14 protein-coding genes and 1 other RNA gene are annotated in these 12,592 nt (G+C 40.9%); 8 read left to right on the top strand and 7 right to left on the bottom strand.

The annotated features are described in order from the left end of the window. The first annotated feature begins 8 nt into the window (after nucleotides 1-8). The 3 genes from ACXAFK_RS06465 to ACXAFK_RS06455 all read left to right on the top strand — a co-directional run bounded on the left by ACXAFK_RS06465 (nucleotide 9) and on the right by ACXAFK_RS06455 (nucleotide 3,943). Nucleotides 9-1,046 carry a DUF368 domain-containing protein gene (locus ACXAFK_RS06465; RefSeq protein ID WP_474957173.1) on the top strand — a complete coding sequence of 346 codons (1,038 nt, stop codon included), beginning with the start codon at nucleotides 9-11 and terminating at the stop codon, nucleotides 1,044-1,046. Continuing rightward, nucleotides 1,021-1,752 carry a shikimate dehydrogenase family protein gene (locus ACXAFK_RS06460; RefSeq protein ID WP_474957172.1) on the top strand — a complete coding sequence of 244 codons (732 nt, stop codon included), beginning with the start codon at nucleotides 1,021-1,023 and terminating at the stop codon, nucleotides 1,750-1,752. Before ACXAFK_RS06465 ends, ACXAFK_RS06460 begins: the two co-directional genes overlap by 26 nt. Nucleotides 1,753-1,894: 142 nt before the next feature. Beyond that, complete coding sequence (locus ACXAFK_RS06455) at nucleotides 1,895-3,943, top strand: DUF349 domain-containing protein (protein ID WP_474957171.1); 2,049 nt, start codon at nucleotides 1,895-1,897, stop codon at nucleotides 3,941-3,943. Between the two features lie 46 nt (nucleotides 3,944-3,989). Here ACXAFK_RS06455 and ACXAFK_RS06450 read toward each other — a convergent pair whose 3' ends face one another. From ACXAFK_RS06450 to ACXAFK_RS06430, 5 genes are all read right to left on the bottom strand, one after another. Further along, on the bottom strand, nucleotides 3,990-4,412 hold the full coding sequence (locus ACXAFK_RS06450) for a CBS domain-containing protein (RefSeq protein ID WP_224835127.1): 423 nt from the start codon (nucleotides 4,410-4,412) through the stop codon (nucleotides 3,990-3,992). A gap of 77 nt (nucleotides 4,413-4,489) precedes the next feature. Beyond that, complete coding sequence (gene rny / locus ACXAFK_RS06445; RefSeq protein ID WP_224835128.1) at nucleotides 4,490-6,061, bottom strand: ribonuclease Y; 1,572 nt, start codon at nucleotides 6,059-6,061, stop codon at nucleotides 4,490-4,492. Nucleotides 6,062-6,113: 52 nt separating this feature from the next. Continuing rightward, a non-coding RNA gene (gene ssrS, locus ACXAFK_RS06440) (6S RNA) lies at nucleotides 6,114-6,223 on the bottom strand. A gap of 53 nt (nucleotides 6,224-6,276) precedes the next feature. Beyond that, entirely contained in the window at nucleotides 6,277-6,570 is a 294-nt protein-coding gene (locus tag ACXAFK_RS06435; protein WP_224835129.1) for a cell division protein ZapA, read from the bottom strand. Nucleotides 6,571-6,584: 14 nt separating this feature from the next. Further along, a complete protein-coding gene (locus tag ACXAFK_RS06430) occupies nucleotides 6,585-6,875 on the bottom strand; it encodes a hypothetical protein (RefSeq protein ID WP_224835130.1) in 291 nt (96 codons plus the stop codon). 168 nt (nucleotides 6,876-7,043) lie between these two features. Here ACXAFK_RS06430 and ACXAFK_RS06425 point away from each other — a divergent pair, with 168 nt between their 5' ends. Beyond that, nucleotides 7,044-8,735 (top strand): M23 family metallopeptidase, encoded by a 1,692-nt coding sequence (locus ACXAFK_RS06425; RefSeq protein WP_474957170.1) that lies wholly within the window; start codon nucleotides 7,044-7,046, stop codon nucleotides 8,733-8,735. A gap of 136 nt (nucleotides 8,736-8,871) precedes the next feature. After that, nucleotides 8,872-9,519 (top strand): hypothetical protein, encoded by a 648-nt coding sequence (locus tag ACXAFK_RS06420; RefSeq protein ID WP_474957169.1) that lies wholly within the window; start codon nucleotides 8,872-8,874, stop codon nucleotides 9,517-9,519. Between the two features lie 9 nt (nucleotides 9,520-9,528). Here ACXAFK_RS06420 and ACXAFK_RS06415 read toward each other — a convergent pair whose 3' ends face one another. Then, a complete protein-coding gene (locus tag ACXAFK_RS06415; RefSeq protein WP_474957168.1) occupies nucleotides 9,529-10,677 on the bottom strand; it encodes a cysteine desulfurase family protein in 1,149 nt (382 codons plus the stop codon). Between the two features lie 108 nt (nucleotides 10,678-10,785). Between ACXAFK_RS06415 and ACXAFK_RS06410 the strand changes: the two genes are divergently transcribed. Next, nucleotides 10,786-11,307 (top strand): hypothetical protein, encoded by a 522-nt coding sequence (locus tag ACXAFK_RS06410; protein ID WP_474957167.1) that lies wholly within the window; start codon nucleotides 10,786-10,788, stop codon nucleotides 11,305-11,307. On the opposite strand, the gene ACXAFK_RS06405 is transcribed toward ACXAFK_RS06410, so the two are convergent. Next, entirely contained in the window at nucleotides 11,304-11,846 is a 543-nt protein-coding gene (locus tag ACXAFK_RS06405) for a Smr/MutS family protein (RefSeq protein ID WP_474957166.1), read from the bottom strand. The two genes, ACXAFK_RS06410 and ACXAFK_RS06405, sit on opposite strands and share 4 nt — an antisense overlap. An 80-nt stretch (nucleotides 11,847-11,926) precedes the next feature. Between ACXAFK_RS06405 and ACXAFK_RS06400 the strand changes: the two genes are divergently transcribed. Both ACXAFK_RS06400 and ACXAFK_RS06395 read left to right on the top strand, forming a co-directional pair. Beyond that, complete coding sequence (locus ACXAFK_RS06400) at nucleotides 11,927-12,247, top strand: DUF2752 domain-containing protein (protein WP_224835136.1); 321 nt, start codon at nucleotides 11,927-11,929, stop codon at nucleotides 12,245-12,247. Between the two features lie 12 nt (nucleotides 12,248-12,259). Continuing rightward, complete coding sequence (locus ACXAFK_RS06395; protein ID WP_224835137.1) at nucleotides 12,260-12,586, top strand: CCC motif membrane protein; 327 nt, start codon at nucleotides 12,260-12,262, stop codon at nucleotides 12,584-12,586. Nucleotides 12,587-12,592: the final 6 nt, after the last annotated feature.

Here is a 12,592-nt window from a genome sequence, read left to right as displayed (position 1 = left end):
TGGGGCAAATGCATCAACCTAGAACATTTCTGGATAACTTTTTCTTGGTCGTAAAGGGTCTCTGCATGGGTGCCGCCAACAAGGTCCCAGGGGTTTCTGGAGGCATTGTCGCTTTTGTCGCCGGTTTTTATGAGGAATTTATCTATTCCCTTCAAAAACTAAATTCAAAAGCGCTCAAACTTTTCTTTAATGGAAGGTTCAAAAGCTTTTTCCAATATACCAATGCAAGGTTTTTAGGTTTACTGATATTCGGAATGCTGGTCAGTTATTTTAGTGTCTCTAGAGTTTTGGATTACCTCTTGGACCATAACGAACTCTTTGTTTGGGCCACATTTTTTGGAATGGTAATCGGTTCCATTTACTATATAGGTAAAGATTTTGCCCCATGGAACAAACGGACCATAATAGCCGGAACCATAGGTTTGGTCATCGGGTTGTCCATCAGTTTTTTAAGTCCGGCAAAAGAGAACGATAATTTGGCATTTATCTTTATCTGCGGAATTATAAGTGTTTCCGGAATGACCCTGCCCGGGCTATCCGGTTCTTTTATCTTAATATTATTGGGCAATTATGTGCTGCTTTTGGTCGATTCAGTGAATGCACTCTATGATACTTTTGCGGAGGTTTTCTCGGGAGATTTTAGCTTTGTAAAAAATCCAGAACGTATAAAGATCTTAAAGATCTTAGGTGTTTTCACCCTGGGCTCAGCCGCGGGTTTGGTAACTTTTTCGCATTTGCTCAGTTATGTCCTCAAACATTTTAAGGCCACCACGACTGCTGTATTGCTCGGCTTTATAACCGGCTCTTTAGGTGTGCTTTGGCCATGGAAAAGAACCATTTTTAAATTGGACGGAACAGGCACGCCCTTACTGGACTCCAATGGAGATAAAATAATTTTGAACTACGAACGCTTTTTACCACGGATAGGCTCTCCGGAAACATGGTGGGCCATACTTTTTATAATATTGGGTGTTTTGGTATTATTACTACTGGATTGGTATGGCAAAAACAGAGAGAAAAATGAAAAGATTCGGGCTGCTAGGTAAAAATATATCCTATTCTTTTTCTGAAGGATATTTTGCAAAAAAATTCGAAGAACTAGGGCTTTTAGACCATAGTTACGAAAACTTTGACCTCCAGGACATTGAAGAGTTCAGTAGCGTATTGGCCCAAGATCACCTTACAGGTCTAAATGTTACCATTCCTTATAAACAAGCTGTTATCCCATTTTTGGATGAATTGGACCCAAAAGCCGAAAAAATAGGTGCCGTGAACACTATTCAATTTTCCCCCAGCGGACTAAAAGGTTTCAATACGGACGCCTATGGCTTTCAAAAATCGCTCGAGCCTTATCTTAGACCGCACCATAAAAATGCATTGATCTTGGGAACAGGTGGCGCATCCAAAGCTATCCGCTTTGTTTTGAACGAGCTTGGTATTGCCAACACTTATGTGTCCCGGCACAAAAAGCAAAATCAATATACTTACGAGGAGCTAAATGAACAGGTTATAAAAGATAATCAGCTTATAATTAATTGTACACCGCTGGGCACTTACCCCGACATCGAAGACAAACCAAAACTGCCCTATAAGTACATCGGGGCCGGACATTTGCTGTACGACCTTATCTATAATCCGGAGAAAACAGCTTTTTTATCCAAGGGAGAATCGCAAGGGGCCACCATTTGTAATGGATTAAAAATGTTGGAAGGGCAAGCGGAAAAAGCTTGGGAAATCTGGAACAATACCTAAGAAACATTCATCAATATACAGTTCACTGCCAACCACAGATTCCTGAAATTCACCAAAAGAAGAATCAATACTTTTGGGATTAGACGATTAAGTTGTTAAATTGGCTATAATTTTCATCAATCAACAGCTAAATACGCTACTAATGCAGGAAAACGATGGTAAACTTCAGCATGCTGAAGGTGGAATAGAGGAAACGTCCGAAAACAAAAAAGGTCAATTGGAAGAAAGCGCACAAGCCGAACCAAAAACGACCGGGGAAGTTACATCTGAAAGTGAAGCCAAGGAACAACCGGATAACGAATCCCAACAGGCCACCAAAGATGACAAAACGGACGATTCCAATGAACATTTAGATGAAATCGATGAATCCAATGCGGAGGATGCCGAAGATACGGAAAACGAAAAGCGGCACACCATTCCCATGTTGGACTACCACTCCATGTCCATGGAAAATTTGGTAGGCGAATTACAACGCTTGGTAAAAAATGAAAAAGTACAGGCCATCCACAAGCATGTAAGTTCCATTAAATATGAATTTGATCAAAAGTTTCAGGAGTTTCTGGATGAAAAGAAGGAAGAGTTCGTAGCCAAGGGAGGCAACGAAATTGATTTTAGGTACAACTCTGTTGCCAAAAGGCAATTCAACGAAGTATATTCCGACTACCGGGAAAAACGTGATCAATACTATAAAAATTTAGACCAATCCCTGAAGGACAACCTTAACAAGCGTTTGAACATCATTGAGGAGTTAAAGGGATTAATAGATATCGAAGAAGATATCAATACGACCTACAATAACTTTAAAGACCTACAAAACCGCTGGAAAAATGCAGGGCCGGTGCCACGTGCCAACTACAACGATGTTTGGCGAACGTATCACCACCATATGGAGATCTTTTACGATTTTTTGCACCTCAACCGTGAGCTACGTGATCTTGACTTTAAACACAATCTTGAGGAAAAACAAAAATTGGTAGAACGCGCCGAAGCTTTGGTCGCCGAACCGGATTTGAACAAAGCGTTCAGGGAATTGCAGACACTCCACAAAATCTGGAAAGAAGATGTTGGCCCGGTGGCCAAAGAGCATAGGGAGGAAATTTGGGAAAAGTTCAGCAACGCTACCAAAGCCATGCACCAACGTAGGCAGGAACATTTCCAAGAACTGGAGAAAGTCTATGAAAAAAACCTAGAAAAAAAGCACGAAATAATCGCTTCCATTGCTCAAATAGCTGAGAATGTAGCGAACAACCATCGAGGAATCCAACAACAGATCAAAGAGGTGGAGGCCTTACGCGACGCGTTCTTTAAAGCTGGCAGGGTCCCTCAAAAGGTGAACGAAGAAACTTGGAGCTATTTTAAGGAAACCGTTCGCAAATTCAATAGGAACAAAAATGCTTTTTACAAGAACCAGAAAAAAGAGCAGCAAGTAAATCTGGAAAAGAAAAAAGAATTGTTGGATTTGGCGATTTCTTTAAAAGATAGTGATGATTGGGCAGAGGTTACCCCGCAAATGAAACGTATTCAGCGCGATTGGAAGAAAATAGGCCATGTGCCCAGAAAGTATTCCGATAAAATCTGGAAAGAGTTTAAAGATGCTTGTAATCATTACTTTGATCGTTTACACGCCGAAAAGAATGATGAACACAATGCGGAATTCGAGAACTTTAAAAAGAAGAGCGCATGTTTGGACCGCCTTAAGGCATTCCAGTTAAGTGGTGATAAAAAGAAGGATTTAGAAGATCTAAAGGCATTTTTGACCGAATGGAAACAATATGGCCGAATTCCATACAACAAGAAACACATCAACAGCAAGTTCAATAAAATAATCGATGCCCTCTTCAAGAAATTGGGCATTGGCAAACAAGAATCCGAATTACTTAAATATGGGAACAAGGTTCAAGAACTTGCAAAAACTGAAGATAACCATGCCATTGGCAACGAGCGTGTTTTTGTGAAACGTAAAATAGATGATGTCAAATCGGAAATAAGACAATTGGAGAACAATCTTCAATTTTTCTCTGGTGATTCTGAGGACAACCCCTTGGTGAAGGAGGTCGTTCAAAAATTGAACAAACAAAAAGATGCACTCCAGACTTGGAAGGAAAAAATGAAGAATCTTAATATCCTGGAACACAAACTCAACAAAGAATCCGAAGCGGAGGAAGAATCCGATGGCGGTGAGGAAGAGTAAGGGATTGACCCTTACTCAATTCCATCCACAAAACTTTTGATCACTTTTAATCCAATCCCCTTAAAAAGTACTGGATCAAGTCGGTGGTCGTCACAATTCCTTTTAGTTTATCGCCCTCCACTACGGGCAATGCATGGAATTCCCTATTTGCCAATATCTGTGCGACTTCCTTAATGGTCGCATTGGGGTCTACGCTCACCAAATTGCTCACCATTACCTGAGGAATAGTAAACATATTGTACACAATGGTATCCACCACTTCCTCATGTTCATCAATGGCGTCGGCAAAACTGATCCGCATTAAGTCGGTAAGGCTCAGCATGCCCTTTATATTTTCACCATCCACAACAGGAATATGTCTTATGTTATGTTTTTTAAAAAGTCGTTCAGCGGTCACCAAATCATCTTTGGTGCTCAATGTGACCAGATTCTTGGTCATTATTTGAGAAACGGGCACACCAATTTTCATCTTTTCAATTGTTTTAATTATATGTAATCAAGTTACCCCAATACGAGGTTGAAAAGTATGATAATTGTCAGTTAATCTTATTTAGCAACGTTTACCGATCTAGTTTCCCTGATCACGGTTACCTTAACTTGACCCGGATAGGTCATATCGGTCTGTATTTTTTGTGAGATTTCGAAAGATAGCTCGGCGGCTTTATCGTCGTTCACTTTCTCACTTTCCACGATTACACGAAGTTCCCTACCAGCTTGTATGGCATATGCTTTTTGCACCCCATGAAAGCCGAAGGCGATATCTTCCAAATCCTTTAGTCGCTGTATGTACGAGTCCAAAACCTGTCTCCTTGCACCTGGTCGGGCACCACTGATCGCATCACAAACTTGAACAATGGGAGATATTAAAGTAGTCATTTCAACTTCGTCGTGGTGAGCTCCGATAGCGTTGCATACTTCCTCTTTTTCACCATATTTCTGTGCCCATTGCATACCTAAGATCGCGTGAGGGGTCTCCACCTCCACTTCGGCCATTGGTACTTTACCTATATCGTGCAAAAGTCCGGCCCTTTTCGCCAATTTAGGGTTTAGGCCAAGTTCGGCGGCCATTACCCCACAAAGCTTGGCAACTTCTCTGGAGTGCTGTAACAAGTTTTGACCATACGAAGATCTATACTTCATACGTCCTACCGCTTTGATCAGTTCTGGATGAAGGCCATGGATACCCAAATCTATTACGGTACGTTTCCCTATTTCGGCAATCTCTTCATTAATCTGCTTTTCGGTTTTTTTCACAACCTCTTCTATACGTGCTGGGTGAATTCGTCCATCTGTCACCAATCTATGCAGGGACAAACGGGCCACTTCCCTTCTAACGGAATCAAAACAGGATAAAATAATTGCTTCTGGAGTATCGTCCACAATAATTTCCACTCCGGTCGCCGATTCCAAAGCACGAATATTTCGTCCTTCCCTACCGATTATGCGTCCTTTTACATCGTCGGACTCCAAATTAAACACGGACACACAATTTTCTACTGCTTCCTCCGTACCGATTCGTTGAATAGTGTTTACTACAATCTTTCGAGCCTCCTGCTGTGCGGTCAGTTTGGCCTCTTCCATAGTATTTTGAAGATAGGCCATGGCATCGCTCTTCGCGGTTTCCTTTAATGACTCCAATAACTGGGCCTTAGCATCTTCTGCAGATAGCCCGGATATCACTTCCAACTGTTGTACTTGGCTCTTGTGTAGTTTTTCGACTTCGGCCTGCTTTTTATCAAGAATTTCACTCTTGTGGGATACTTCTTGTATTTTGCCCTGAAGTTGGTCGTTCAACTTTTTATTTTTGGCCAACTCACTGCTCACTTGGGACTCTTTGTCCCTAGTTCTCTTTTCAGCCTCGGCAATTTTCTTGTCCTTATTGATTATAACTTTTTCATGTTCGGCCTTCAGTTCCAAAAATTTTTCCTTTGCCTGGAAAATTTTGTCCTTTTTTATGCCCTCTCCTTCTTTCTTTGCTTCTTTTATGATATCGGCAGCTTCCTTTTTTGCCCCTGCAATGGTCTTGGACGCTTTACCTTTCTCCATCATCTTTGCAATTGAAAAGCCAATGGCAAGCCCTACAACAGCTGCGACAGCAATTACTACGATATTATCCATGTTTGTTTGTGTTTAGTTAAAAAAAAAGCCCACATAGGCTGAAGTTTTGTACAAACTCCAAATTACAGGTTTAGGGCTAACAGACTGATCAAGGATCCCTATGCAAGTAGGGCCTGCTTTTACAATCTAAACTCACCCTTTTGAATTATAATAGTGTTGAGTTTGTCAAAAAATATTACCTATGTGGGCAGTAACATTATTTTATTTAAAAGAACTTATTCTCCCAGTTTGGAATGTACCAGTTCATCCAATGCCCTGAGCCTTTGCATGGCTGCTTCCGCATTTTCAGAACGATCTATCCCACTCTGCTCAATTTTGGATGCAAATTGTAGGGCACACATGGCCAATACATCTTGCTTGTCCCGAACTGCATAATTTTGCTCAAACTTTTTGGCCAGGTTTTCAATGTTCTTGGCCGCCTTCCGCAATCCTTCTTCTTGCTTGGGGTCTATGGTCAATGGATATACCCTATCGGCAATGGAAAGCTTTATTTTGAGCTTCTCGTTCATATTTCTGTAACTAATCAATCCGCTAGTTTGGCTATGCAAACATCAAGTTCGCGAATCAATGTATTTATCTTGAGCTTAGCTTCTGTTTTACTCGTATTACTACCCAGCATCGTGTTTGCCATTTTAAGGGAATCGTACTTCTCCTCCCATTGGTTCAGAGCGTCGTCCTTGAGTTTGTTTTCATCCTTTAGATGTTCCAATTCAAGCTTTAAATTAGCGTTCAATTGGTGCAACAGCTCCATTTTGTGCAGCAGTTTGCTCACCTTGTTCTCCAAAGAATCCACAATCTCAACAAGTTCGCTCATATATGCAAACAACAATACGTATTACACAAAGTTAACCAACCTAGGACAACCTCGCAATACTTTTTACATTTATTCTTGTTCCGTTTACCAAAGCTTTAGAGCTGTTGCGTTAAATCTTTTCTTAAAACAAAACATTGGTTACTTTCGTAATAGAATTACTGATCTTTTATGCGTAGAACACTATTTTTAGCCTTCTTTTTATTTGCAATTTATCTAGCTGCACAAGAAAAATATCCGCAAAACACATTTCGTTCCCCATTGGACATCCCCTTGGTACTTTCCGGCACCTTTGGTGAACTACGTTCCAACCATTTCCACTCCGGTATGGACCTTAAGACCCAGCAAAGGGAAGGCCTCCCGGTTTACGCTATCGAAGATGGCACGGTAACCCGCATCAAAGTCTCGCATTGGGGCTACGGTAAGGCACTGTACGTTGCGCATCCCAATGGGCATACGTCTGTGTATGCCCACCTTCAAAAATTTGGGCCAGAAATAGAGAAGTACGTAAAAAAAGTGCAGTACCAAAAACAGTCTTTCGAGGTTGAAATGTTCCCCGATTATGGAGAGTTAAAAGTAGCCAAAGGAGATATTATCGCATTTTCCGGTAACACGGGAGGGTCCGCAGGGCCCCATCTACATTTTGAGATTCGAAACAGTGTAAACGGAAAACCTACCAATCCCCTGCTCTATGGTTACGAAGTAAGGGATGCCACAGACCCGACTTTGCTGGGACTTTTTGCATACCCACTGGCCAAGGGTGCATTGGTAAATCAGAGTGCAGAAAAAATTCAATTGAATTATAAAAAACAAGCAGACGGTTCTTTTTTGGCCGATAAGGTAACCGCGGTCGGTACAATCGGGTTCGGTATCAATAGCTTTGACCGTTTGGATATGGCCGCCAATAAAAATGGCGTATATGCCGTAAAACAAACCGTAAACGGCAAGGTTTATTCTGAATTCGACTTTGACACTTTCTCGTTCGGCGAAACACGGTACATCAACACTTTAATCGATTACGCCCACTTTTATAACCACAGACAGCGCATTCAAAAGTGCTTTAAAGAGCCCTATAACCATTTAAGTATCTACAAGTCCCTTTATAATGATGGTAAAATTGAGATTACCGAAGGTCTGTCCTATACTGTGGAAATCCTTATTTCTGATCTGGCCGGTAACACTACTAAACTCATAATTCCCGTGGAAGGCAAAATGCAAGAGGAGAAAATTGCCAAGAAAAATAACCCTACAGATAATTTCTTGATAGCCAATAAGCCCAATAACTTTGATTTGGGCGCTGCAAAAGTATTTTTTCCCGCTAGCACGTTTTATGAAGATTTCTATATCGACCTTCAAAAAGGAACCGACACCATTACCATACACAACAACAGCGTTGCGGCACACCGAAATTTCACGATCAGTTTCGACCCATCAAAATATACCACGGAAGAACGAAAACAAATGTTCATTGCCCATCTGGACAGCAAAAAGAGACCATCTTATTCAAAAACCTACAAGAGAGACGGTTCTTTTACCACCCGAACGCGCACTTTGGGCACATACACCCTTGTCAAGGACAGTATTCCTCCTACCATTAGACCAAAGAACTTCAAGGAAAAGCAATGGCTCAGCAACTACAATTATTTGAGTCTACTTATTTCCGATGACCTTAGTGGAATAGATAGTTATTCCGCCACATTGAACGGAAAATGGATTTTGATGGAATACGAACCAAAGACAAACACCATTACCTATAATTTTGAGGACAATATAACCAACGACACGGAATGCGACCTCATAGTTACGGTTACGGACAATGTGGGCAACTCCACTATATTTAGTACCAAGTTTTTCAGGAAATAGGCGTATTTTTGCATTCGAAAAATAATCAAGTACAATTATTTGTTGACCTTTTTCAAGCTCAAAGACCTAATCAACCAGAATTATTTTTTAAAGTATGCCAAACCTTTTACATAGGTGTTGAATTAAATATTGATCCATGAAAAAAATTGTCTTCGTAGTTATTCTTTTGATCACAGGCATTATGTCCGCCCAAAAGAACATTTATGAAAACATCAGGTTTGACCAACTTACCAGGAACCACAAGGTTTTGGCCATAATTCCATTTATTGCCCATTTGGAATTGGAGGAAACGGTAGATAGTGAAGACCTCAAGATTTTGGCAGAAAAAGAAGGGTACGCGGTACAAAATGCATTGGAGACCTATTTTTCCAAACGCAAAAAACGCAAAAAATTCAATGTGGATTTTCAGAATATAAACAACACCAATGCCATATTGGCCCAAAACGATATCGATTACACCAACATTGATACCTACACCACCAAGGAATTGTGCGAAGTTTTGGATGTAGATGGCATTATCAGCGGCAACCTAAACCTGAACATTTTATTATCCGAAGGCGTACCTACGGATTTTAGCATTTTGGACTACTTTAGTGGAAATGCCAACTATGGAAGAATCGGTGTAAAAATAAGCGATGGCGAAACCGGCAAACTCCTTTGGAAGTACGAAAACGCCATTTCCAAAAAAACAGGTAAAAACACCACCGAGCTTATCGATAAAATGATGAAGACCGCCTCCCGAAAATTTCCTTACGACAGGGAAAAACGCAAGAACCGTAATTAATTATCCTTTTTAACTGTTCGCAAACTCTTTGAGGACCTGAACGGTATAATCGATTTCTTCCCTGGTATTGTACATGGAAAAAGAAAAACGAAGACTGGGCTTCTCCTGTTCTTCCCACTCAAGAATTTCGTTGAGCACATGGGATCCTTGACTACTACCTGATTGACAGGCACTCCCCTTGGAACAAGCAATACCTTTCATATCCAAATGGAAAAGCAACATTAGACCTTTCTGTTTATCAAAAGGTAAGCGCACGTTGGCCAAGGTGTAGGTACTTTTCTCCAAATCTCCAGAAAGCCCATTGCACACCGCATCGGGAATCTCTTGTTTGAGCTTCTCCAAAAAGTATTGTTTAAGCGATTTAATAGCCTCTGTTTCTTCCTCTAAGTTCTCGTATGCCTTAATAAAAGCCTCTTCCAACCCAACAATATTATGGAAAGGCTCGGTCCCTGCCCTAAAACCGCGTTCTTGGGAACCACCAAAAATCAATGGCTTTAATCCGGAATTTTTTCGGATAAACGCAAACCCTATTCCTTTGGGCCCATGGAATTTGTGGGCAGCCGCCGTCATAAAATCAATATTTACATTTTGTACGTCCCAAGGGTAATGCCCAATGGATTGCACCGTATCGGAATGAAAAAGAGCATTATTTGCTTTACAAAGTTCGCCAACAGTACCAATATCCAATATATTGCCGATTTCGTTGTTTACATGCATTAAGCTTACCAACTTTTTGGAATCGCTCTTTTTGAGCAGGCTCTCCAAATGATCCATTTTAGGGTTGCCATTTTCGTCCAGATCCACGTACCAGACATTGATACCGTACTCTTTTTCGAGCTCTTCTACTGTATGTAAGACGGCATGGTGCTCAATTTTAGATGTGATTATGGTCTCAACATCCAGATCCCTCACCGCACATCTCAAAATCATATTGTCCGCCTCTGTTCCTCCAGAGGTGAAAATAATCTCGGAGGGATGGACATTCAACGTTTTTGCAATGGTCTTTCTGGCCTGTTCAACAGCTGTTTTGGCCGATCTCCCAAAACTGTGGGTGGAAGAAGGGTTTCCATAAAACTGTGCCAATGCCTCTTGCATTCGCTCGATCACTTCTTTTCTAACCTGCGTGGTAGCAGCATTATCCAGATAGACTTTTTGCATGGTTGATTTTACTTTAAACGGGTGTAAAAGTACACGAATTAAGTTAATTTCTTTTAAAGTAAGCTCGGGAATTGGGGTATTAAAATGGAATTGCATTAAATTTGGCGCATGAGAAAAATTTTCTTTCCCTTTCTTTGTTTTGGAGCTCTACTTTCTTGCAGTGATGGCGACCTTGAAATCGAGACCATTGATTTTGACAGTGTAACTTTGGATTACTGCTCCGACCCAACAACCGACGCCAAGAACATTCTTTTTAAGATAAATGAAAGTGAGTCCTTGATTTTGGAACTCCAAAGTGGCGTTTTGAACAATGGCGTTGCCGGGGAAACGGTTACCACCGAAAGTACTGTGCCCGGTCAATCCCAGATCACTTACCGAGTTTTTTCCGATGATGTGGACAGCGATTATTTCTGCAGCGATATTCCGCCCGCACAACCCACTGTTATTGATGAGGTCGAAGCAGAAGATGGTTCTGTGATCATTGAAACCATTGTTGATCCCAATGATGCCTCGTCATTTTTGCACACCATAAGTCTTAGTGGAATTTCTTTTGTGACCGACAACGGGGAACGAATCACCAATATTGCGATAAGTGAATTTGGCGAGGTAACCACCAATGTTCCCGATTAAGCGTTCTGGTAAATGTAAACTTCGGTTGCGCCCAAACCATATTTTTGATAATCGGCATCGTAAAATTTTAAGTTTTCGTACCTATTAAAAAGGTAATGCAGTTCTTCCTTGAGCACCCCCTCGCCCACACCATGTATAAAAACTACTTTTTGAATACGTTTTCGAATGGCAAAATCCAACTGCCTCTTTGCGGTCTCTAACTGGATATTTAGCATATCGTAATTGCTCATGCCCTTGCTCGATTTTACCAATTGATGAATATGCAGGTCCACTTCCATTTTCGGTGCGCTTCGCTCTTTGGGCCTCAATACAGGTGAAGTTCTTTTTTTGGGCAGTTCTTTCTGTTTTTTGACTTGAGCAGCTTCAAAATTGGACACAGTAATGTCCCCCTCGATCTTTACAAGGTCGTGGGACATAAATCGCATGGGGAACCCATCATCCGTAAGTATGGTAACCTCATCACCTTCAACCTGTTGAACAATGCCCGCTATGGCTTCGTCCAAAACCTCCACCCTGTCTCCTTTTAAAAATTTGCCCATATTTAATTTCTGTGGTAAAAAATGATGTAAAAATTAAACCTGAATACAAAAATAATAGTATTTTTCGGCCACCACAGTCTATGATGTACCTAACACCAACCATATTCGCCATTGACCTGAAGGACTACATGTTACCTTGCCTTAATAAAAAGTTATTGGGCGTGGATTGTCCCGGTTGTGGTATGCAACGTGCCGTGGATCTGCTCCTACATGGTGATTTTATAGCTGCATTTTATATGTACCCGGCCATTTATCCCATCGTAGCGCTACTCGTTTTTTTACTGGCAAACATATTTTTTAGTTTTAAACATGCACAGCAGGTAAAATGGTTTTTGTTGTTGTTTACAGCGGGTACCATCATAGTAAGTTACATCATAAAAATGAATAACCTTTTTAATTAAAATCTTTAGATTATGGAACAACAAAAACTTCCAAATGCAACGCTGATCATGGTATTCGGTATTATATCGATAGTTACCTGTTGCTGCTACGGGGTAATCGGTCTAATTTTTGGTGTTATTGGTTTAATATTGGCCAACAAAGCATTGAAACTTTATGCCGAAAACCCAGAAATGTACGATGGTGTACAATCCGTTAAAACCGGTAGAATACTCTCCATTATCGGTATTGTACTAAATGTGCTTTATCTCTTAATGTCCCTTTGGGCCATATCTGCTTTTGGATGGGATGCCCTACAGGACCCGCAAAGAATGCAAGAAATTCTTGAACAATATCAATAAAATCAA

This window comes from Flagellimonas sp. ABD4_174 (assembly GCF_056160185.1).
This window is presented reverse-complemented; position numbering and strand designations above follow the sequence as displayed.

Excerpts from the sequence above, each read along its gene's own strand:
- ACXAFK_RS06465 (WP_474957173.1), top strand. The coding sequence starts at position 9 with ATGCATCAACCTAGAACATTTCTGGATAACTTTTTCTTGGTCGTAAAG.
- ACXAFK_RS06460 (WP_474957172.1), top strand. The coding sequence starts at position 1,021 with ATGAAAAGATTCGGGCTGCTAGGTAAAAATATATCCTATTCTTTTTCT.
- ACXAFK_RS06455 (WP_474957171.1), top strand. The coding sequence starts at position 1,895 with ATGCAGGAAAACGATGGTAAACTTCAGCATGCTGAAGGTGGAATAGAG.
- ACXAFK_RS06450 (WP_224835127.1), bottom strand. The coding sequence starts at position 4,412 with ATGAAAATTGGTGTGCCCGTTTCTCAAATAATGACCAAGAATCTGGTC.
- rny (WP_224835128.1), bottom strand. The coding sequence starts at position 6,061 with ATGGATAATATCGTAGTAATTGCTGTCGCAGCTGTTGTAGGGCTTGCC.
- ACXAFK_RS06435 (WP_224835129.1), bottom strand. The coding sequence starts at position 6,570 with ATGAACGAGAAGCTCAAAATAAAGCTTTCCATTGCCGATAGGGTATAT.
- ACXAFK_RS06430 (WP_224835130.1), bottom strand. The coding sequence starts at position 6,875 with ATGAGCGAACTTGTTGAGATTGTGGATTCTTTGGAGAACAAGGTGAGC.
- ACXAFK_RS06425 (WP_474957170.1), top strand. The coding sequence starts at position 7,044 with ATGCGTAGAACACTATTTTTAGCCTTCTTTTTATTTGCAATTTATCTA.
- ACXAFK_RS06420 (WP_474957169.1), top strand. The coding sequence starts at position 8,872 with ATGAAAAAAATTGTCTTCGTAGTTATTCTTTTGATCACAGGCATTATG.
- ACXAFK_RS06415 (WP_474957168.1), bottom strand. The coding sequence starts at position 10,677 with ATGCAAAAAGTCTATCTGGATAATGCTGCTACCACGCAGGTTAGAAAA.
- ACXAFK_RS06410 (WP_474957167.1), top strand. The coding sequence starts at position 10,786 with ATGAGAAAAATTTTCTTTCCCTTTCTTTGTTTTGGAGCTCTACTTTCT.
- ACXAFK_RS06405 (WP_474957166.1), bottom strand. The coding sequence starts at position 11,846 with ATGGGCAAATTTTTAAAAGGAGACAGGGTGGAGGTTTTGGACGAAGCC.
- ACXAFK_RS06400 (WP_224835136.1), top strand. The coding sequence starts at position 11,927 with ATGATGTACCTAACACCAACCATATTCGCCATTGACCTGAAGGACTAC.
- ACXAFK_RS06395 (WP_224835137.1), top strand. The coding sequence starts at position 12,260 with ATGGAACAACAAAAACTTCCAAATGCAACGCTGATCATGGTATTCGGT.